At 54.1% G+C, this 19,955-nt stretch carries 16 protein-coding genes and 2 pseudogenes; 11 read left to right on the top strand and 7 right to left on the bottom strand.

Going from position 1 to position 19,955, the window contains the following annotated elements; all coding sequences use genetic code 11:
• Positions 1–48: 48 nt before the first annotated feature.
• The 3 genes and pseudogenes from OGV38_RS07180 to fadK all read left to right on the top strand — a co-directional run bounded on the left by OGV38_RS07180 (position 49) and on the right by fadK (position 3,357).
• Positions 49–1,337 (top strand): annotated as a pseudogene (locus OGV38_RS07180) (FAD-dependent oxidoreductase).
• Positions 1,334–1,627 carry a ferredoxin family protein gene (locus OGV38_RS07175; RefSeq protein WP_016152887.1) on the top strand — a complete coding sequence of 98 codons (294 nt, stop codon included), beginning with the start codon at positions 1,334–1,336 and terminating at the stop codon, positions 1,625–1,627. The pseudogene OGV38_RS07180 and the gene OGV38_RS07175 overlap by 4 nt, the downstream one beginning before the upstream one ends.
• Positions 1,628–1,710: 83 nt before the next feature.
• On the top strand, positions 1,711–3,357 hold the full coding sequence (fadK, locus tag OGV38_RS07170) for a medium-chain fatty-acid--CoA ligase (protein ID WP_049040470.1): 1,647 nt from the start codon (positions 1,711–1,713) through the stop codon (positions 3,355–3,357).
• Positions 3,358–3,452: 95 nt separating this feature from the next.
• On the opposite strand, the gene ppsA is transcribed toward fadK, so the two are convergent.
• A complete protein-coding gene (ppsA, locus tag OGV38_RS07165; RefSeq protein WP_016152885.1) occupies positions 3,453–5,831 on the bottom strand; it encodes a phosphoenolpyruvate synthase in 2,379 nt (792 codons plus the stop codon).
• A 328-nt stretch (positions 5,832–6,159) separates the two neighbouring features.
• Between ppsA and ppsR the strand changes: the two genes are divergently transcribed.
• The 8 genes from ppsR (at position 6,160) to OGV38_RS07125 (ending at position 14,242) form a co-directional block, all read left to right on the top strand.
• Complete coding sequence (ppsR, locus tag OGV38_RS07160) at positions 6,160–6,993, top strand: posphoenolpyruvate synthetase regulatory kinase/phosphorylase PpsR (protein WP_016152884.1); 834 nt, start codon at positions 6,160–6,162, stop codon at positions 6,991–6,993.
• Positions 6,994–7,119: 126 nt separating this feature from the next.
• Positions 7,120–8,166 carry a 3-deoxy-7-phosphoheptulonate synthase AroH gene (gene aroH, locus OGV38_RS07155; protein WP_016152883.1) on the top strand — a complete coding sequence of 349 codons (1,047 nt, stop codon included), beginning with the start codon at positions 7,120–7,122 and terminating at the stop codon, positions 8,164–8,166.
• 124 nt (positions 8,167–8,290) lie between these two features.
• Positions 8,291–8,521 (top strand): hemin uptake protein HemP, encoded by a 231-nt coding sequence (gene hemP / locus OGV38_RS07150; RefSeq protein WP_016156349.1) that lies wholly within the window; start codon positions 8,291–8,293, stop codon positions 8,519–8,521.
• A 74-nt stretch (positions 8,522–8,595) separates the two neighbouring features.
• Positions 8,596–10,581 (top strand): TonB-dependent hemoglobin/transferrin/lactoferrin family receptor, encoded by a 1,986-nt coding sequence (locus OGV38_RS07145; RefSeq protein ID WP_153646486.1) that lies wholly within the window; start codon positions 8,596–8,598, stop codon positions 10,579–10,581.
• Positions 10,582–10,628: 47 nt separating this feature from the next.
• Positions 10,629–11,660: a hematinate-forming heme oxygenase ChuS gene (chuS, locus tag OGV38_RS07140; RefSeq protein WP_016152880.1), complete on the top strand. Its 1,032-nt coding sequence runs from the start codon at positions 10,629–10,631 to the stop codon at positions 11,658–11,660.
• Positions 11,657–12,478 carry a heme/hemin ABC transporter substrate-binding protein gene (locus tag OGV38_RS07135; protein ID WP_286473110.1) on the top strand — a complete coding sequence of 274 codons (822 nt, stop codon included), beginning with the start codon at positions 11,657–11,659 and terminating at the stop codon, positions 12,476–12,478. The genes chuS and OGV38_RS07135 overlap by 4 nt, the downstream gene beginning before the upstream one ends.
• Entirely contained in the window at positions 12,478–13,470 is a 993-nt protein-coding gene (locus tag OGV38_RS07130) for a FecCD family ABC transporter permease (RefSeq protein WP_286473109.1), read from the top strand. Before OGV38_RS07135 ends, OGV38_RS07130 begins: the two co-directional genes overlap by 1 nt.
• Positions 13,463–14,242 carry a heme ABC transporter ATP-binding protein gene (locus OGV38_RS07125; RefSeq protein ID WP_104651784.1) on the top strand — a complete coding sequence of 260 codons (780 nt, stop codon included), beginning with the start codon at positions 13,463–13,465 and terminating at the stop codon, positions 14,240–14,242. The genes OGV38_RS07130 and OGV38_RS07125 overlap by 8 nt, the downstream gene beginning before the upstream one ends.
• Here the strand turns inward: OGV38_RS07125 and selO are convergent.
• The 6 genes and pseudogenes from selO to btuC form a co-directional block, all read right to left on the bottom strand.
• The gene (selO, locus tag OGV38_RS07120) at positions 14,239–15,681 is read right to left on the bottom strand and encodes a protein adenylyltransferase SelO (RefSeq protein WP_137380460.1); all 1,443 of its coding nucleotides are present in this window, start codon (positions 15,679–15,681) and stop codon (positions 14,239–14,241) included. The genes OGV38_RS07125 and selO overlap by 4 nt on opposite strands.
• A gap of 61 nt (positions 15,682–15,742) precedes the next feature.
• Positions 15,743–16,455 (bottom strand): annotated as a pseudogene (locus OGV38_RS07115) (EAL domain-containing protein).
• Between the two features lie 319 nt (positions 16,456–16,774).
• The gene (locus OGV38_RS07110) at positions 16,775–17,239 is read right to left on the bottom strand and encodes an NlpC/P60 family protein (RefSeq protein ID WP_003832591.1); all 465 of its coding nucleotides are present in this window, start codon (positions 17,237–17,239) and stop codon (positions 16,775–16,777) included.
• A 77-nt stretch (positions 17,240–17,316) separates the two neighbouring features.
• A complete protein-coding gene (gene btuD / locus OGV38_RS07105; RefSeq protein ID WP_016152874.1) occupies positions 17,317–18,066 on the bottom strand; it encodes a vitamin B12 ABC transporter ATP-binding protein BtuD in 750 nt (249 codons plus the stop codon).
• Positions 18,066–18,617, bottom strand: a complete 552-nt coding sequence (locus tag OGV38_RS07100; RefSeq protein WP_047500296.1) for a glutathione peroxidase — start codon at positions 18,615–18,617, stop codon at positions 18,066–18,068. The genes btuD and OGV38_RS07100 overlap by 1 nt, the downstream gene beginning before the upstream one ends.
• Before the next feature lie 60 nt (positions 18,618–18,677).
• Positions 18,678–19,658: a vitamin B12 ABC transporter permease BtuC gene (gene btuC, locus OGV38_RS07095; RefSeq protein WP_286473108.1), complete on the bottom strand. Its 981-nt coding sequence runs from the start codon at positions 19,656–19,658 to the stop codon at positions 18,678–18,680.
• Positions 19,659–19,955: the final 297 nt, after the last annotated feature.

Genomic DNA, 19,955 nt, shown 5'->3' with positions numbered 1-19,955 from the left:
TTAACGCACATCTCCCGCTGCCCTCGCGGCGGGAAAGGAGCATAAAGCATGTCAGATGAAAAATTTGATGCCATTGTGGTCGGGGCTGGTGTAGCGGGTACAATGGCAGGTTACGTTATGGCCCGGGCCGGACTGGACGTACTGGTCATCGAGCGCGGCAACAGTGCGGGCAGTAAAAATATGACCGGCGGGAGACTCTACGCGCACAGCCTTGAGCGCATCATGCCCGGATTCGCGCAGGAAGCGCCTCTCGAACGTAAAGTCACCCGCGAAAAAATCTCCTTCCTGACCGAAGAGAGCGCCGTTACCCTCGACTTCCATCGTGAAAAAGACAACGCGCCAGCGCAGGACTCTTATACCGTTTTGCGCAACCGGCTTGACCCATGGCTAATGGAAAAAGCGGAACAGGCTGGCGTGCAGTTCATCCCCGGCGTGCGCGTCGACGCGCTAATTCGCGAAGGCAATAAGGTCACCGGAGTGCAAGCCGGGGACGATATCCTCGAAGCCAATATTGTCATCCTTGCCGATGGCGTTAATTCTATGCTGGGACGGTCGCTGGGGATGGTTCCCCCTCTTCTGCGCAGCACTATGCCGTTGGCGTAAAAGAGCTGATCGGCTTACCGTCGGCGGTGATTGCGGATCGGTTCAATCTGTCAGGCAACGAAGGTGCAGCCTGGCTGTTCGCAGGCTCACCGTCTGATGGACTGATGGGAGGCGGATTTCTGTATACCAACCAGGATTCCATCTCTCTGGGCCTGGTGTGTGGTCTGGGGGATATTGCCCATGCCACGAAAAGCATTCCGCAAATGCTGGAAGACTTTAAGCGACACCCGACTATTCGTCCGCTGATTGCCGGCGGTGAACTGCTGGAGTATTCCGCACATATGGTACCGGAAGGCGGTCTGGCAATGGTTCCGAAACTGGTTGATGACGGGGTAATGATCGTCGGCGATGCCGCTGGTTTCTGTCTGAATCTGGGTTATACCGTGCGCGGCATGGATTTGGCGATAGCCTCCGCAGAAGCCGCCGCCCAAACAGCCATTGCAGCAAAAGAGCGCCAGGATTACTCGGCCAGTAGCCTGATGGATTACAAACGCGCCCTCGAACAGGGCTGTGTGATGCGTGATTTGCAGCATTTTCGCAAGATCCCGGCGCTGATGGAAAACCCGCGCCTGTTCACCCAGTATCCCCGCATGGTGGCCGATATCATGAACGATATGTTTACCGTTGACGGAAGCCCAAATCAGCCCGTTCGCAAGATGATCATGTCCCATGCCAGGCAGATTGGGCTGATGAACTTACTGAAAGACGGCATCAAGGGGGCCACCGCACTATGAATCAGGACACTAACGTTAACGTCGACGTCAAACTGGGCGTCAATAAATTTAATGTTGATGAAGGCCACCCGCACATCATTCTGGCTGAACATCCCGACCTTAATGAATTTCGCAAGTTGCTGAAAGCCTGCCCCGCCGGACTGTATAAACAGGATGAGAGTGGAAATATTCATTTTGATTCCGCAGGCTGCCTGGAGTGCGGCACCTGCCGGGTGCTGTGCGGTGACACGATCCTCACACAATGGGAATACCCGCTCGGAACATTTGGCGTTGATTTCCGCTACGGCTAACGGATTTTGCATGTTGTACGCCGGATTGGCCCCGCCTGGCCATCCGGTCAGATGTATGCCGAAATAATCCTGGGAATAACTTCATGAGTATCACACTTACGTTTAACGCCGAACGTCGCCAGGCCTGGCGACAACTGGGTTTATGGGGAGATGCTTCGCTTGGCGATTACTGGCACCAAACCGCCAGAGCCATGCCGGATAAAATCGCCGTGGTTGATAATCATGGCGCTTCATATACCTACGCTGCACTCGACGATGCTGCCAGCAGTCTGGCAACCTGGTTTGTAGCCTGCGGGATCCAACCCGGCGATCGCATTGCCTTTCAGTTGCCTGGCTGGTGCGAGTTCACCATTATCTACCTGGCCTGCCTGAAAACCGGAGCCGTTTCCGTACCACTGCTGCCTGCCTGGCGCGAAGCGGAACTGGTGTGGGTACTGAACAAATGCAAAGCGAAGATTTTTTTCGCACCGACGTTGTTTAAACAGACCCGACCGGTTGATCTGATCCTCCCCTTGCAAAACCAGTTGCCGCATCTGCAACAGATTGTCGCCGTAGATAAACTGGCACCGGCCACCGCCTCGCTGGCGTTCAGCCAACTGCTTCAGGCTCCGCCATTAACCCAGGTTATTAACGTTCACGCCGATGAACTGGCTGCCGTGCTGTTTACCTCCGGAACCGAGGGAATGCCGAAAGGCGTAATGTTAACCCACAACAATATCCTTGCCAGCGAACGCGCCTACTGTGCCCGACTCAATCTCACCTGGCAGGATGTGGTTTTGATGCCCGCCCCACTGGGACACGCTACCGGTTTTTTGCATGGCGTTACCGCGCCGTTTTTAATCGGCGCACGCAGCGTATTGTTGGATATATTCACCCCAACCGCCTGTCTTGAACTGCTCGAGCAACAACGCTGTACCTGCGTGCTCGGTGCAACCCCCTTCGTCTACGACATGTTGTGTAGTCTGGAAAAACGGCCCTGTGATCTCACATCACTACGTTTTTTCTTATGCGGTGGCACCACCATTCCGCAAAAGATTGCCCGTGACTGCCAACAGCGCGGCATTAAATTGTTAAGCATCTATGGTTCGACGGAGAGCTCGCCGCATGCGCTGGTCAATCTCGACGATTCACTTTCACGCATAATGAATACCGATGGATATGCCGCCGCAGGCGTGGAAATTAAAGTCGTCGATGAAGCGCGCAATACGTTGCCTGCAGGGTGCGAAGGTGAAGAGGCCTCGCGTGGCCCCAATGTTTTTATGGGCTACCTCGATGAGCCTGAACTGACCGCCCGCGCGCTGGACAAAGATGGCTGGTATTACAGTGGCGACTTATGCCGCATGGACGAAGCGGGATACATCAAAATTACCGGGCGTAAAAAAGATATTATTGTGCGCGGTGGGGAAAACATCAGCAGCCGCGAAGTGGAGGATATTTTATTACAGCATCCGCGCATTCATGATGCCTGCGTTGTCGCGATGCCAGACGATCGGTTAGGTGAACGGTCGTGCGCTTATGTGGTGCTGAAACCGCCGCATCATTCGCTGTCGCTGGAATCAGTGGTGGCCTTTTTTAGCCGCAAACGGGTGGCAAAGTATAAATATCCGGAACACATCGTCATTGTCGAAACGTTACCGCGCACGGCGTCAGGCAAGGTACAAAAATACCAGCTGCGTCAGGATATCATTCAGCGTTTAAGCGTGGAGAGTGTGGAAAGCGTTGAAGGGTAAAGTACCGGATGGCAATGCTAACACCTCTAATCCGGCCTACGTTGCATACTAACCGTAGGCCGGATAAGGCATTTACGCCACCATCCGGCATGATGTTACTTCTTCAGTTCAGCCAGGCTCAGCCAGGTCTGCACGACGGTGTCCGGGTTCAGCGACAGACTGTCGATCCCCTCTTCCATCAGCCAGGCGGCGAAGTCTTCGTGATCGGATGGACCCTGACCGCAAATACCCACGTATTTGCCCTGCTTCTTGGCTGCACGAATCGCCATCGACAGCAGCGCTTTCACCGCATCATTACGCTCGTCAAACAGTTCAGATACCACACCAGAGTCGCGGTCCAGTCCCAGCGCCAGCTGCGTCATGTCGTTTGAACCGATGGAGAAGCCGTCAAAGTACTCAAGGAACTGCTCGGCCAGCAAGGCGTTGGACGGGATCTCACACATCATGATGATCTTCAGTCCGTTCTCACCGCGTTTCAGCCCCTGACGCGCCAGCTCTTCCACTACCGCTTTCGCCTGGGCAACGGTACGGACAAACGGGACCATCACTTCTACGTTAGTCAGGCCCATATCGTTACGGACACGTTTCACTGCGTCACATTCCAGCGCGAAACAGTCGCGGAAGCTATCAGCAATGTAACGGCCCGCCCCGCGGAAGCCCAGCATCGGGTTTTCTTCATGCGGCTCATAACGCTCACCGCCGACGAGGTTGGCATATTCGTTGGACTTAAAGTCTGACATACGCACGATAACGCGTTTTGGATAGAACGCCGCACCCAGCGTGGCGATCCCTTCCGTCAGACGACCAACGTAGAATTCACGCGGGGAATCAAAACCTTTCATCATGCCGCGGATTTCGTTTTGCAGCTCAGGCGTCTGGTCATCGAACTCCAGCAACGCACGCGGGTGTACGCCAATCATGCGGTTGATGATAAATTCCAGACGCGCCAGGCCGACACCTTCGTTTGGCAGACAGGCGAAGTCGAAAGCCCGGTCCGGGTTACCCACGTTCATCATCACCTTCAACGGCAGATCCGGCATGGTTTCCACGCTGGAACTCTTCACGCTGAAGTCGAGCATCTCAGCATAAACATAACCGGTATCACCTTCGGCACAGGAGACAGTGACTTTCTCACCGTCCTTCATACGCTCGGTGGCATCACCACAGCCAACCACGGCCGGGATCCCCAGTTCACGGGCAATGATCGCCGCGTGACAGGTACGACCGCCACGGTTGGTGACAATCGCCGCCGCTTTCTTCATGATCGGTTCCCAGTCCGGATCGGTCATGTCGGTAACCAGGACATCGCCAGGTTCGATACGGTTCATTTCGCTGATGTCCTGAATGACTTTGACCGGACCCGCGCCAATGCGGTGACCGATAGCACGACCTTCAGCAATAATTTTACCCTGAGCATGCAGCGTATAACGCTCCATCACCTGGCCGCGCGAGCGCACAGTTTCCGGACGCGCCTGCACAATGAACAGTTTGCCGGTATGACCGTCTTTCGCCCATTCGATGTCCATCGGACGACCGTAGTGCTTCTCGATCTGTACCGCCTGCTTCGCCAGCTCCTGCACTTCTGCGTTGGTCAGGGAGAAAATGTCGCGCTGCTCCTGCGGTACATCTTCAATCGTCACCTGCTTGCCGTGTTCCTGGGTTGGCGCGTAGACCATGCGGATTTTTTTCGAACCCATTGTGCGACGGACGATCGCCGGACGGTTTGCCGCCAGAGTCGGTTTGTGCACGTAGAATTCATCCGGGTTAACGGCACCCTGCACAACCATCTCGCCCAGGCCCCATGCGGAAGTGATGAACACCACCTGATCGAAACCGGATTCGGTATCGATGGAGAACATTACGCCGGAAGACGCGAGGTCTGAGCGCACCATCCGCTGAACGCCAGCAGAGAGCGCTACGCCACGATGGTCATAACCCTGGTGAACGCGATAAGAGATTGCACGGTCGTTAAACAGCGAGGCAAAGACGTGTTTGATAGCAACCAGTACGGCATCAAATCCCTGGACGTTGAGGAAGGTTTCCTGCTGACCGGCAAATGACGCATCTGGCATATCTTCTGCGGTGGCGGAAGAGCGCACGGCAAAAGAGGCATGGGCATCGTCTGCTGACAGCTGCGCGTAGGCATCGCGGACGGCATTTTCCAGCTCCGGCTGGAAAGGAGTGTCGATAATCCACTGGCGGATCTGTGCGCCGGCTTTCGCAAGCTCGGTGACATCGTCAATATCCGTTTTATCCAGCAGCTCATAAATGCGCTGGTTAACACCGCTCTGGTCCAGAAACTGGTTAAACGCATCGGCGGTCGTTGCAAAACCATTCGGTACGGAAACACCCATACCGGAAAGGTTAGTAATCATTTCACCCAGGGAGGCATTTTTGCCCCCAACTCTGTCTACATCATTCATGCCGAGTTGGTTATACCAAAGCACCAGCGGTGACGAGCCATTGTTGGACATCGAACAATCCTTATATATGAACGAGGTTAGGAAACTCAATTTTGCGTAATTATCTTTGCATATTTACCTCAACGAAAAAAACGGTGAATCGTTCAAGCAACTTTATTTTTTATTTTTTCAGATTGTTTCCGCATTTGCGCAAACCCGCGAGCCACAGGGGATCACCACAAAAACTACCGGTATAAACATTTGTTCCGAAAAATGAAATGTACTTTTCAGTAAATATAAAAATACCGTTTCATTTTACAAAATAGATGCAGCAATATTCGCTTCTGGCGAATTTTAATTTATGCTTTCAGAGAATTATGTCAGCCCCAGGATGAGCAAAATGGATAATGCTGTTGATCGTCACGTATTTTATATTTCTGATGGTACGGCCATCACCGCCGAGGTATTGGGCCACGCGGTAATGTCGCAATTTCCGGTTACGATCAGCAGCATTACGCTGCCGTTTGTGGAAAATGAGAGTCGTGCGCGAGCGGTTAAAGACCAGATTGACGCGATCTATCAACAAACTGGCGTGCGCCCTCTGGTGTTTTACTCTATCGTTTTGCCGGAAATTCGCTCGATCATTTTGCAAAGCGAAGGATTTTGTCAGGATATCGTGCAGGCGTTGGTTGCCCCACTGCAACAAGAGATGAAGCTCGACCCTACGCCGATCGCCCATCGTACCCACGGCCTGAACCCCGGCAACCTTAACAAGTACGACGCGCGCATTGCCGCCATTGATTATACCCTCGCTCATGACGACGGCATTTCGTTGCGCAACCTCGATCAGGCGCAGGTGATCCTGCTTGGCGTTTCCCGTTGCGGTAAAACCCCGACCAGTTTGTATCTGGCCATGCAGTTTGGCATTCGCGCGGCCAACTACCCCTTTATTGCCGATGATATGGATAATCTGGTGCTGCCAGCATCCCTGAAGCCGTTACAGCATAAATTGTTCGGCCTGACCATTGACCCTGAGCGCCTGGCGGCCATCCGCGAAGAGCGCCGGGAAAACAGCCGTTACGCCTCGATGCGCCAGTGCCGGATGGAGGTTGCTGAGGTGGAAGCGCTATACCGGAAAAACCAGATCCCATGGCTGAACAGTACCAATTATTCGGTAGAAGAGATTGCTACCAAGATCCTCGACATCATGGGGCTGAATCGCCGCATGTACTAGAATGCTAGTGCATTGGTTCGATTTTTTGTTATTATGCTCGCCACCAGGCAGGATGAGTATGATATTGTGATATACATCACTTCCCGGTAGTCCTGCCGTTGAAGCAACAAATTTCTGAGACAAGTAATGAACAGAACCGATGAACTCCGTACTGCGCGTATTGACAACCTGGTCACTCCAGCAGAGCTTGCGCAACGGCATCCTGTTTCGTCCTCCGTCGCCCGTCATGTTACGGACTCCCGACGCCGGATAGAAAAAATATTAAATGGTGAAGACGCTCGTTTACTGGTGATCGTAGGTCCCTGCTCGATTCACGATCTTGATGCCGCCATGGAATACGCGACGCGTTTACAGGCGCTGCGCGAAAAACATCAGGCGCGTCTGGAAATCGTGATGCGCACTTATTTTGAAAAACCGCGCACCGTAGTGGGCTGGAAAGGCTTAATTTCCGACCCGGATTTAAACGGCAGCTACCGCGTGAACCACGGCATTGAACTGGCGCGTAAACTGCTGTTGCAGGTCAATGAACTGGGCGTACCCACGGCAACAGAATTCCTCGACATGGTGACCGGTCAGTTTATTGCCGATTTAATCAGTTGGGGAGCCATTGGCGCACGCACCACCGAAAGCCAGATCCACCGTGAAATGGCCTCTGCGCTTTCCTGCCCGGTCGGCTTTAAAAACGGTACGGATGGCAATACGCGTATTGCCGTCGATGCGATTCGCGCCTCCCGTGCCAGCCATATGTTCCTCTCTCCGGATAAAACCGGCCAGATGACCATTTATCAGACCAGCGGTAATCCTTACGGGCATATCATCATGCGCGGCGGTAAAAAGCCGAATTATTATGCTGAAGATATTGCCGCCGCCTGCGATACCCTGCACGAATTTTCCCTGCCTGAACATCTGGTGGTCGATTTTAGCCATGGCAATTGCCAGAAGCAGCATCGTCGTCAGTTGGACGTTTGTGATGATGTGTGCCAGCAAATTCGCAATGGTTCGACGGCGATTGCCGGGATTATGGCGGAGAGTTTCCTGCGTGAAGGTACGCAAAAAATCGTTAGCGGCCAGCCGCTGGTTTACGGCCAGTCCATTACCGACCCGTGCCTGAACTGGGAAGATACTGAACTGCTGGTTGAAAAACTCGCCTCTGCGGTTGATAGCCGTTTTTAATGCTGTTCGCCGGGTAACATCACGTTGCCCGGTGCTAATTCTTTGTTTTCCCCCTCCTTATTGTACAAAATTTATTCTCGTCACAATTATTTCACAAAAAGGCTTGCCGCAATTTTGCAGTTTGATGATAATGATTATCATTGTTAAATTGATTGTTATTTTTAAAAACTATTCACGTATGGATAACACAACAACGCCCGCAAAAGAAAAAACACCGCCTGCCGTCGCGCCAAACGAGCGCCGAATTGACAGTAAAAGTCTGCTGGGCAAAGAGGGGCGCGTGATCATAGAACACGATGGCCAGCTCTATTTGCTGCGCCAGACACAAGCCGGAAAACTCATTCTGACCAAATAAACACCACTTTTCGCCAGCCACCCAGGTAATACCCAGGCAGCCAGCGCTTTTCGATTTCCTAATGGAGAGTTGCTATGCCACACCTGCACACTGCATCCTTGCGCCCTTCGCTCTTGGCGCTGGCGATTATCAGTAACCTGCCCACCGTCGCGTATGCGGCGGTAGAAGATATGACCGTCACCGCTACCGGCAATGCCCGTAGTGCTTTTGAAGCGCCGATGATGGTCAGCGTGATTGATGCCACCGCGCCGGAAAACCAGACCGCCAGCTCAGCAGCCGACCTGTTGCGTACGGTTCCGGGCCTGACCCTTGACGGCACCGGTCGCACTAACGGCCAGGACGTGAATCTGCGCGGCTACGATCGACGTGGCGTTCTGGTGCTGGTTGATGGCGTTCGTCAGGGAACCGACACCGGACACCTGAACAGTACCTTCCTCGATCCGGCGCTGATCAAACGCATCGAGGTCGTCCGTGGCCCTTCTGCACTGCTGTACGGTAGCGGCGCGTTAGGTGGAGTGATCGCCTATGACACTGCGGATGCCAAAGATCTGCTGGAAGCCGGACAAAACAGCGGTTATCGCGTGTTCGGTACCGCGGCAACCGGCGATCACAGCCTCGGTATGGGCGCCAGCGCGTTTGGTCGCACCGATACGCTGGACGGACTGCTTGCCTGGTCCAGTCGCGATCGCGGTGATTTGCGCCAGAGCGACGGTACTACGGCACCAAACGACGAAGCGATTAACAATATGCTGGCGAAGGGCAGCTGGAAAATTGACAGCGCCCAGACGCTGGCCGGCTCGCTGCGTTACTACAACAATGACGCCCGTGAACCTAAAAACCCTCAAACCAGCGCGGCGGATGCCACCAGCAACCCGATGACCGATCGCTCAACCATCCAGCGCGACGCGCAACTGACCTACTCGATTGCTCCAGCCGACAATGACTGGTTGAACGCGGATGCCCGCGTCTACTGGTCCGAAGCACGCATTAATGCGCAAAACACGGATAACACCGGCGAGTTTCGCAAACAAACCACCAAAGGCGGCAAAATCGACAACCGCAGCCGCCTGTTTACCGACTCTTTTGCATCTCACCTGCTGACCTACGGCGGGGAATACTATCGTCAGGAACAACAGCCAGGCGGCGCAACCACCGGTTTCCCGGAGGCAAAAATCGATTTCAGCTCCGGTTGGCTACAAGATGAAATCACCCTGCGCGACCTGCCGGTTACGCTGCTGGGCGGTACCCGTTATGACTCTTATCGCGGCAGCAGCGACGGCTATGAAGATGTCGATGCCGATAAATGGTCGTCCCGCGCCGGGCTCACCGTTGCGCCAACCGACTGGCTGATGCTGTTCGGATCATACGCTCAGGCCTTCCGTGCGCCGACCATGGGCGAGATGTATAACGATGCGAAACACTTCTCGATTGGCCGTTTTTACACCAACTACTGGGTGCCGAACCCTAACCTACGCCCGGAAACCAACGAAACCCAGGAATACGGATTTGGCCTGCGCTTTGACGATCTGTTGATGGCGAGCGATGCGCTCGAATTTAAAGCCAGCTATTTCGACACCAAAGCGAAAGATTACATCTCCACCAGCGTCGACTTCGCCGCCGCGACAACCATGTCCTATAACGTACCCAACGCCAAAATCTGGGGCTGGGACGTGATGGCGAAATATTCCGCCGATCTGTTCAGCCTCGACATGGCCTATAACCGTACGCGCGGCAAAGATACAGACACCGGCGAATACATTTCCAGCATTAACCCGGATACCGTCACCAGCAAACTGAACGTACCGGTTGCGCACAGCGGTTTTTCCGTTGGCTGGATAGGTACATTTGCTGACCGTTCAACGCATATCAGCAGCAGCTACACGAAACAGCCCGGTTATGCGGTAAACGATTTCTACGTGAGCTATCAGGGCCAACAAGCGCTGAAAGGCATGACCACCACGCTGGTACTGGGCAACGCCTTCGACAAAGAGTACTGGTCGCCGCAGGGCATTCCGCAGGATGGTCGTAATGGAAAAATTTTCGTGAGTTATCAGTGGTAATCACTTTTCCCCGGTTCGCCGGGGCAGCAATCTGGAAGGAAGAGACAATGAATCATTACACACGCTGGCTGGAACTGAAGAAAGAAAATCCTGGCAAATACGCACGTGATATTGCGGGATTGATGAATATTAGCGAAGCCGAACTGACCTTCGCGCGCGTCGGTCATGACGCCTGGCGCTTACGTGGCGAAGTGCGTGAAATCCTCGGCGCACTGGAAGCCGTCGGCGAAACCAAATGTATATGCCGCAACGAATATGCGGTGCATGAGCAGGTTGGTGCGTTTACCAATCAGCACCTGAACGGTCATGCCGGACTGGTACTCAATCCGCGCGCTCTCGACCTGCGCCTGTTCCTCAATCAGTGGGCAAGCGTGTTCCATATCAGCGAAACAACCGCCCACGGCGAACGTCAGAGCATTCAGTTCTTTGACCATCAGGGGGATGCGCTACTAAAGGTCTATGCCACACAGAATACCCTCATTGAGGAATGGGCTGCGTTGCTGACCCGTTTCATCTTCGCTGAAAACCCGCCTCTGGCGCTGCAACCCGCCCCCCCTTCTGCTCCAGCCACCGTCACGGTCGATGCGCAGACTGTTGATCAAGAGTGGCGAGCCATGACCGATGTACACCAGTTCTTCGGTCTGCTGAAACGCCACGATCTCACCCGCCAACAGGCGTTTAACCTGGTGGGCGACGATCTGGCCTGTAAAGTCGCAAATAGCGCTCTGGCGCAGTTACTCGACACCGCGCGCCAGGATGGCAATGAAATTATGGTCTTTGTGGGTAATCGTGGCTGCGTACAGATTTTTACCGGTGTGATAGAAAAACTGGTGCCGATGAAAGGCTGGCTGAATATATTCAACCCGACATTTACCTTACACCTGCTGGAAGAGAGCGTGGCAGAAACATGGGTAACGCGCAAACCGACCGCCGATGGCCACGTCACCAGCCTGGAACTGTTTGCTGCCGACGGCACGCAAATCGCCCAGCTGTATGGTCAACGAACGGAAGGCGAACCGGAGCAGACGCAATGGCGCGCGCAAATTGACGCACTGACGCCGAAGGGGCTGGCCGCATGAAAAAACTGCTGGTCCTGATTGCGCTACTGCCCATCGTAGCGCTGGCTGCGTCCAGGGAACGGGTTGTTGCTCTCGGTGGCGATGTCACCGAGATTGTATACGCACTGGGAGCACAGTCTTCCCTTGTGGCGCGAGACAGCACCAGCCAGTGGCCTGAAGCAGCAAACGCCCTACCTGATGTCGGTTATTTGCGCCAACTCAACGCCGAAGGGATCCTTGCCACCTGCCCTAAGCTGGTCCTTGCCAGCGCGCAGGCGCAGCCCTCTCTGGCGCTAAAACAGCTCGAACAGAGCAACGTCAGGGTTGTGACGATCCCGGCAAGCAACGCGCTTAATGTGATTGATGAAAAAATTCGCGTCATCGCCGAAGCCACCCATAGGGAGGCCGATGGCGAAACGCTGCGCACCCGCTTACGTCAGGAACTGGCGGCGCTGCCGTCATCTGAACTCAACAAACGCGTGCTGTTTATTCTCAATCATGGCGGGATGACCGCGATGGCGGCGGGCCAGCAAACCGCAGCCGATGCGGCTATTCGTGCCGCCGGTTTGCGCAACGCAATGCAGGGTGTTAACCGCTATCAGCCGCTGTCGCAGGAAGGTGTCATTGCCAGCCAGCCCGATCTGGTGGTGATTTCACAGGACGGCGTTGAGGCGATGGGGGGCGAAGATAACCTGTGGGCGCTGCCGGGCCTGGCGCAGACGCCTGCCGGACGAAATAAACAGGTATTGCAGGTTGACGATATGGCGCTGCTCGGCTTTAGCGTACGCACCCCGCAGGCCATTTTGCAGCTTCGCGCTAAAGCTGAGCAATTGCCCTGATGTCGCGACGTATCCGTTGTTCTTTATGGACACTCGCACTCATGTTGGTCGTGATGACAATTATGGCTACCGGTTTTGGCGCGTTGCGCCTGCCGGTAAGTCTGCTGTGGCGTGATGGCGATGAGGCACTGCGTCAAATCTGGCTCACCATTCGCCTGCCCCGCGTCCTGCTGGCGCTGGTGATTGGCGGTTCTCTGGCGCTCGCGGGCTGCGTGATGCAGGGCCTGTTTCGCAACCCGCTTGCCGATCCGGGATTACTGGGGATAAGCAGCGGAGCCGCCTGCGCCGTCGCCCTGTGGGTAGTGCTGCCGGTCTCTTTGCCCGCGCTGTTGATGCTGTACGCCCCCATGCTGGCCGCTTTTCTCGGTGCGCTGGCGGCAACGGTGGTTATTTTTATCCTTAGCCAACAGCGCGACGCTTCACTCTCACGTCTGCTGTTGGTCGGTATTGCCATCAACGCGCTGTGCGGGGCGGCGGTTGGCGCTCTGTCGTGGGTCAGTAATGACGCGCAACTGCGCCAGTTGTCGCTATGGGGGATGGGCAGTCTGGGGGCCGCGCAATGGTCCACGCTGCTGGCTGTCACTTCATTGACTGTCCCGACGGTGCTGATCATCTGGCGTCTGGCACCGGCGCTGAACCTGCTGCAGTTAGGTGAGGAAGAGGCGCATTACCTCGGCGTAGATGTGCGTACCGTTCAGCGTGTTTTGCTACTTTGTAGCGCATTGCTGGTTGCCGCAGCCGTGGCGGTAAGCGGCGTAATAGGCTTCATCGGGCTGGTTATCCCGCATCTGATGCGCATGTGGCTCGGCTCAGACCATCGGGCCGTTATCCCAGGTTCCGTGCTGGCGGGCGCATTTTTATTGCTGATAGCCGACACGCTGGCCCGTACGGCGGTTGCGCCTGCGGAAATGCCGGTCGGTTTGCTAACCAGTCTTCTGGGCGCACCGTGGTTTTTATGGCTTATTTTTCGTCAGCGAGGACCTCATGGCTGAACATTTCATCGCTGAAGGGCTTCACTATCGCGTCGCGGGCAGAGCGGTGATTGACGACGTCACTCTTGCTCTCGAAAAAGGTGAACTGGTAGCGCTCATCGGCCCAAATGGTGCGGGAAAATCCACCCTGCTGCGCCTGCTGACCGGTTTTCTGAAACCGGCTACAGGGCGCTGCGTGCTGGCGGGTAAACCGCTGGATGAATGGCATAGCCAAACACTGTCGCGGCATCGGGCGGTGATGCGCCAGCAAACACAACTGGGATTTGACTGGCCGGTAGAGGCCGTCATCGCGATGGGGCGTGCGCCCTGGACCCAGCGGTCGGAACCTCGACTTATCGCTCAGGTGATGGAAATGATCGGATGTACACCGCTGGCGGGCCGGCAATACGCCGCGCTTTCCGGCGGCGAACAACAGCGAGTACAGTTAGCCCGTGCACTGGCGCAACTTTGGTGCGACGGCGCGCCTCGCGGCTGGTTATTCCTTGATGAACCGACCTCTGCGCTGGATCTTTACCACCAGCAGCATCTGTTGCGCTTGCTGAAGACGCTTACCGCTTCACAAGAGCTGCATGTGTGCATTGTGCTTCACGATCTGAATCTCGCCGCACTGTGGGCAGACAGAATAGTGTTGCTGCACAACGGCAGACTGGTGTCGCAGGGAACGCCTGAGGCCGTGTTACAGGCCGATGACCTGAAGCGCTGGTATGGCGCGCAGGTACACGTTGGCCAGCATCCGACCAACGGATCCCCGCAGGTGTTTCTGGCCCCTTAGCTTGAACAGCTCACTTCCAGCCGTTTACCCCAGTCAGGTGGACGGCTGACATAGTCATCATCACGATCGACAAATGGGGTACGCAACGCTTCGTGTAACCGATGCAGCTCGGCGTAATCCCCCTGCTCTGTCTGATTAATCGCCCGTTGCGCCAACCAGTTACGCAATACCATCGCCGGATTAGCCGCCTTCATCTGCGTTTGTCTGGCTGCGTCGGCAATGTTGTCTTGCTGCAGGCGTGAGCGATACCGCGTGAACCAATCGTCAAACGCTGCGCGGTCGATAAACTCATCGCGCAGCGGGGATTGCGCGCTGTGTTGTTCCGTCTGACTGAGCATGCGAAACGTTCGGGTATAGTCGCTTCTTTCCCGCGCCATCAGGTTAAACAGTTCACTAAGCAGTTCGTTATCGTTTTTTTGCTCGCTAAAGAAGCCAAGCTTTTGTCGCATCCGCTGACCGTAGCGTGTTAACAGCGCCAGTTGATAACTGTCCAGCGCATCATTAAGCGCCTCGACCGGGATAAATGGCGACAGAGTTTGCGCCAGACGTTGCAGGTTCCAAAGCGCCGCGGCCGGTTGATTATCGAAACTGTATCGCCCCTGGTTGTCTGAGTGGTTGCAGATAAAATCGGGCACGTAATCATCAAGGAAACCGAATGGGCCGTAATCCATCGTCAGTCCCAGAATCGACATGTTGTCGGTGTTCATGACACCATGCGCAAATCCTACCGCCTGCCAGTCCGCGATTAACGTCGCAGTACGCGTGACAACATCGTTAAACCACAGCTGATACTTATCGGCTTCTTCCTGCCATTGCGGCCAATAATAGCGAATCGCAAAGTCAGCCAACTGGCGCACTTTTTCCGGCTCGCGGCGATAGTAAAAATGCTCAAAATGGCCAAAGCGCATATGGCTTTGCGCCACGCGAATGAGCATCGCCCCTGATTCTACCGTTTCGCGATACACCGGCGTGTCGCTGGTAACAATCGACAATGCCCGCGTGGTCGGTATTCCCAGGTAATGCATCGCTTCGCTGGCCAGGCTTTCGCGAATTGTCGAGCGCAGAACGGCGCGACCATCCCCCATACGGGAATAAGGCGTAAGTCCGGCGCCTTTCAGGTGCCAGTCACACGTTGAGCCGTCAGCGAGCTGTTGTTCGCCCAACAGGATCCCGCGTCCATCGCCAAGCTGGCCCGCCCAGACGCCAAACTGATGTCCGCTATAAACTTGCGCTAAAGGCGACATCCCGGGAAGCAACGATTCACCGCCCCAAACACCGGCTCCGGTCGGAATATCAAATAGTGTCTCTGGAATAGCTAATTGCTCCGCCAGCGCATCGTTATGCCAGATCAGGCGCGCGTTTTTCAGGGGAGTGGGTGAAAGTGCTGTATAGGTTGCTGGTAATTCATCACGCCAGCGGGTGGTAAAAGACAGGGTCATAGGGCCTCCTGTCTCTAGTGTAGACTGTTAAAAGCCTGTTAAACACCAGCAAATATGAGGGCTATATCTTCGCGAGCGAAATTATCTGCGCGGGGGGCACAGCAGGCCACAGCGCGCCCTGCATGGCGCTGAATCCCAGTGGCAATACGCGCGCTAACATCTCGGGGGTATCAATACCGCTAATGATGATTGACTCACTGCAGGGAAATAGCTGTGCCAGGATAGCCCGCATAAATGGCTCAAACGAAATATGTGTAATCCTTTGTTGAACAAAGTTTTTATCGAGCACGACGCGTTTGAACAGCCCATCAAAAATTGCCCGGTTTGATATGCCGCCAGCACCATAGTTTGTCAGTACTAATGGAAATCGCGCCGCCAGTGCTGCCAGCGTTGGATTCGCTTTTCCATTATTTAACTCTGGATAGTTTTCATTAATAGCCAGTTCCAGAAATGACAATCGTTCAACTTGTGAAGCAAATTTAGCATCTGATAATAAAGTATTAGCAATTGCCGGCGTTAAATTAATCCAGGCAGAAACCTTTCGTTGAATAAAAAAATGTTGGCACGTTTCGATTAATTCAAGCTTTTCGGTAAATAAGCGACATTGCTCTTCGTCCGACATCCGAGGTAGGACCAGCTCGGTGGGTATACGCACATCCCCTGCGCACTGGCAAAACTGGTAATGATATCTACGTATTCAAGATCGCCTTTTTCGTTTCTCGCAGGGAGAAAAGAGAACTCTGAATGGTAAAGAGTATCCATTGAAACAATCATCGTGCCAGCCCCTCTGCATAGGTGTTATCCGGCATCCTGTAGCAAAGGATGGAGAAATACGTTATTGCTGATGCAAGTAGAGGCCCTTTCATTTTTCCCTTTATAGCCAGTAAATCGAATCCCTTTTTTTTAGCTTATCCTGATTATAAGCGAATATCCAGCTTTGCACTTTTTAATATCTCGGAATAAATCATATTTTTAGCAAGATACGCTCTTAATGTTCAGGGGTATTGTCCGGCTGGCGGCAGAAATAAGAAGTTACTAACAAATGGAAATGTCGAGGCTGCTCAGCCGTAGGCAGCCTCGTGACTGATGAGGATTAAATACGTCGCGCCTGCCAAAAGTTTTTGCGCCAGTAAACGTTGTCCAGTGACGAGCGCATCACACCACGGCTGGTTGAGGCATGAATAAATTGATTATTGGTGTCGTAAATTCCGACATGCAGACCGCTTTCCCCAGAACCGGTTTTAAAGAACACCAGATCGCCGGGCAGCAAATCATCTTTATCAATTTCGGTACCAATCTTTGATTGCGTGCGCGTATCACGCGGGAGTTGCAGATCGAATTTATCGCGCATTGTCATCAATACAAATCCAGAACAATCCACTCCGCTACGGCTCATGCCGCCATAACGATAGGGTGTGCCATGCCAGGTTTGTAGCTGGTCATTAAGCCCGGCGATAACGGCGATAGAATCCGACAAGCGGGCATTTGGCGCAGGAGCACGATGGCTGCTGCAGCCCGCCAAAAACAATGCTGTGATGAAAAGAAGCCAAAAGCGCATTCAGGACGAATCCTCTGAATTATATTTTTATGTCAATTTAGCGTGGAAATTATATGATTTTCAAGAACCCATTTAACTTAAGTGGTTGATATGAGCATTCTGTGGCCTTCAATATCCAAACGACGGAAGTTCACGCCATAAGCCGCAGACAGATTGGCCGGCGTTAGTACCGTATCACGAGCACCACTGGCAAGCAGCTTCCCGCGTTTGAGGAGCCAGGCCTTGTGCGCATGACGTAAGGTATGATTAAGGTCATGGCTGCTCATTACAATCGCGATGCCCTGCAAACACAGCTGACCCAGCATCCGGTCCAGCGCATTTTGTTGCGCCACGTCCAGGCTGTTCATCGGCTCATCCAGCAGCAAAAGCTGGCCGAATGGATTCGCTTGTGGGCAAATCTGCAGGATAACCGCAGCCAGGCGCACGCGCTGCCACTCACCGCCGGAGAGCTGATTCACGCTGCGTCCCAGCTTATCCCCAAGCCCAAGCGCATCGGCGACTTCCTGTAACAGATCGGTGCGTGCTTTATCGGGTTGATGCAGCGTCAGAAAATGCCAGACCGGCATCGCAAACGGCGGGTTTTGCTGTTGCGCAAGATAAGCGCGATATTGCGCCAGCTTTGCTGCCGGCCATTCATCCAATGACACATCACCAAAGGTGATGCTGCCCTTGCCGGTCGTCAGCCCCGCCATTCGCGCCAACAGCGTGCTCTTTCCTGCGCCGTTAGGCCCCACTAAATGCAGGATCTCCCCTGCTTTTATCTCACCAGAAAGCGGGCCAAGTCGGGTCGATTCTGCTACGTCCTGTAGCTGCATCAATCGAGACATTAGTTTGCCAGCGCCATCTTGATGGATTGCACCAGAACAGGATCCTCAGGCGTCATATCGGGTGAAAATCGTTGCAGTACCTGACCATCCCGACCCACTAAAAACTTCTCGAAATTCCACAGAATATCGTCCGGGTAGAGCGGCGCCCGACCTTTACTCGCCATACGCTCATAGAATCCACTATCCGCAGGCGCAACGGCGGTTGGCGCGGCATCAATCAGTTTCTGATACAGCGGATGGCGTCCCTCGCCGTTGACCTCAATTTTGCTGAACATCGGGAAGGTAACGCCCCAGGTGGTACTGCAGTACGTTTTTATTTCCTCTTCACTGCCCGGCTCCTGGCCCAGAAACTGGTTGCAGGGGAACCCAAGAACGGTAAAGCCCTGCTGATGCCAGGCTTTCTGCAGATTCTCCAGTTGCTCATATTGCGGCGTTAGACCACATTTTGAAGCAACGTTGACGATTAACAGCACATTTCCGGCATACGGCTGCAGTGAGGTCACCTCGCCGTCGATGGTCGTCACGTCTGTATCGAGGATAGTGTTTTGCATAGCATCTCCAGAACAACAGGTGGATTTTCAGTTTTTAATCATAGACCGAATCAACGCGTTCTAGCGCGCGGCTTTTAACAATAGCCAGATAAATACCGGTGCACCCATGGTGGCCGTCACCACGCCAATTGGCAGCTCAGCCGAGACCAGCACCAGACGCGCGACAACATCAGCCAACAGTAATACGATAGCGCCAGCCAATGCGCAGCCCGGCAGTAACACGCGATGATCGGTTAAGCCGCACAGCCGCAGAATATGTGGGATCACAAGCCCAATAAAGCCAATCGCTCCTGCCAGAGCCACGCTTACGCCAACCATCCAGCCCGTGGCGACCACCAGCAGGTTGCGCCAGAACCATAATGGCAATCCCAACTGACGTGCAGAAGTCTCCCCCAGCGCCAGCATATTCATCGGCTGCGACTGACAGCAGATCCACACCAGCACCGGAATCAACGCCACCATGAGCCAGGCCTGATGCCAGTCAACGCCACCAAAGCCCCCCATCATCCAGTACATTAGCTGTCGCAAATCAAAAGAAGTGGAGAAGTAGATGGCCCATGTCATTAGCGCGCTACAGATAATCCCCAGCGCCACCCCCGCCAACAGCAGACGGCTGGTAGACAAATGACGGCGGGCAAAACGGAGCAGAATAAGCGTGATAATCAGCGCCCCAGCGATGGCACATAAACCCAACGCCCAGCCGGGGAGCTGCCCCTGCCCCAGCAACACCGCCGCGATGAGCCCGACTCCCGCGCCATTAGACACGCCCAGTAATCCAGGCTCTGCGAGCGGGTTTTCAAAGAGAGCTTGCATCACTGCGCCAGATAAGGCCAACGCAGCGCCTACCAGCAAAACGGCGAGGGTACGGGGAAATCGGATTTGCCAGACGAACAGATCACCGCGGGCGCTGAACCAGTCGCCGGGGGCGATCCACTGTTCTCCTGCGCATAAGCTAATCACGAGCATGACCAATAGCAACAGCGATAAAGTGCCTAACCAGTATCGGTCTCGCCGACGTTGTAATTGTGCAAAAGGTTGCATGTTTATACTTTTTTTATGGGTTATCTCATTAATTTTACGATGAAAGCAAAAAACATGGAAGGAAGCTCTACCGCAAATGAGGCAATGGCCCAAAACAGCATGAACCTTAGACTTTTGCATAATGCAATGCTGGTAGCAATACCAGGTAGTAGCTGTCATTATTAATATCGTTCCTGAGATTAAATAAATAACCACAACCGGACAAGGTGTCCGGTTGCAGAAGTTTTGTGTGATTGTCTTCTCATCAATACGTAAATATATTGTGTAGTCTTCGTATCATCATAACACCCTCAGGAA

The sequence above is a fragment of the Citrobacter sp. Cb080 genome (assembly GCF_030334745.1).
GTDB classification, from domain to species: Bacteria; Pseudomonadota; Gammaproteobacteria; order Enterobacterales; family Enterobacteriaceae; genus Citrobacter; species Citrobacter braakii.
Note: the sequence above shows the minus strand (reverse complement) of the source record. Positions and strands in the feature narration are given on the sequence as shown.

What these genes read in the sequence shown, in the direction of transcription:
- chuS (WP_016152880.1), top strand. Translation starts at nt 10,629, where the DNA reads ATGAATCATTACACACGCTGGCTGGAACTGAAGAAAGAAAATCCTGGC.
- aroH (WP_016152883.1), top strand. Translation starts at nt 7,120, where the DNA reads ATGAACAGAACCGATGAACTCCGTACTGCGCGTATTGACAACCTGGTC.
- OGV38_RS07110 (WP_003832591.1), bottom strand. Translation starts at nt 17,239, where the DNA reads ATGCGCTTTTGGCTTCTTTTCATCACAGCATTGTTTTTGGCGGGCTGC.
- ppsR (WP_016152884.1), top strand. Translation starts at nt 6,160, where the DNA reads ATGGATAATGCTGTTGATCGTCACGTATTTTATATTTCTGATGGTACG.
- OGV38_RS07175 (WP_016152887.1), top strand. Translation starts at nt 1,334, where the DNA reads ATGAATCAGGACACTAACGTTAACGTCGACGTCAAACTGGGCGTCAAT.
- hemP (WP_016156349.1), top strand. Translation starts at nt 8,291, where the DNA reads ATGATAATGATTATCATTGTTAAATTGATTGTTATTTTTAAAAACTAT.
- fadK (WP_049040470.1), top strand. Translation starts at nt 1,711, where the DNA reads ATGAGTATCACACTTACGTTTAACGCCGAACGTCGCCAGGCCTGGCGA.
- OGV38_RS07135 (WP_286473110.1), top strand. Translation starts at nt 11,657, where the DNA reads ATGAAAAAACTGCTGGTCCTGATTGCGCTACTGCCCATCGTAGCGCTG.
- btuD (WP_016152874.1), bottom strand. Translation starts at nt 18,066, where the DNA reads ATGTCTCGATTGATGCAGCTACAGGACGTAGCAGAATCGACCCGACTT.
- OGV38_RS07130 (WP_286473109.1), top strand. Translation starts at nt 12,478, where the DNA reads ATGTCGCGACGTATCCGTTGTTCTTTATGGACACTCGCACTCATGTTG.
- OGV38_RS07125 (WP_104651784.1), top strand. Translation starts at nt 13,463, where the DNA reads ATGGCTGAACATTTCATCGCTGAAGGGCTTCACTATCGCGTCGCGGGC.
- OGV38_RS07145 (WP_153646486.1), top strand. Translation starts at nt 8,596, where the DNA reads ATGCCACACCTGCACACTGCATCCTTGCGCCCTTCGCTCTTGGCGCTG.
- selO (WP_137380460.1), bottom strand. Translation starts at nt 15,681, where the DNA reads ATGACCCTGTCTTTTACCACCCGCTGGCGTGATGAATTACCAGCAACC.
- ppsA (WP_016152885.1), bottom strand. Translation starts at nt 5,831, where the DNA reads ATGTCCAACAATGGCTCGTCACCGCTGGTGCTTTGGTATAACCAACTC.
- OGV38_RS07100 (WP_047500296.1), bottom strand. Translation starts at nt 18,617, where the DNA reads ATGCAAAACACTATCCTCGATACAGACGTGACGACCATCGACGGCGAG.
- btuC (WP_286473108.1), bottom strand. Translation starts at nt 19,658, where the DNA reads ATGCAACCTTTTGCACAATTACAACGTCGGCGAGACCGATACTGGTTA.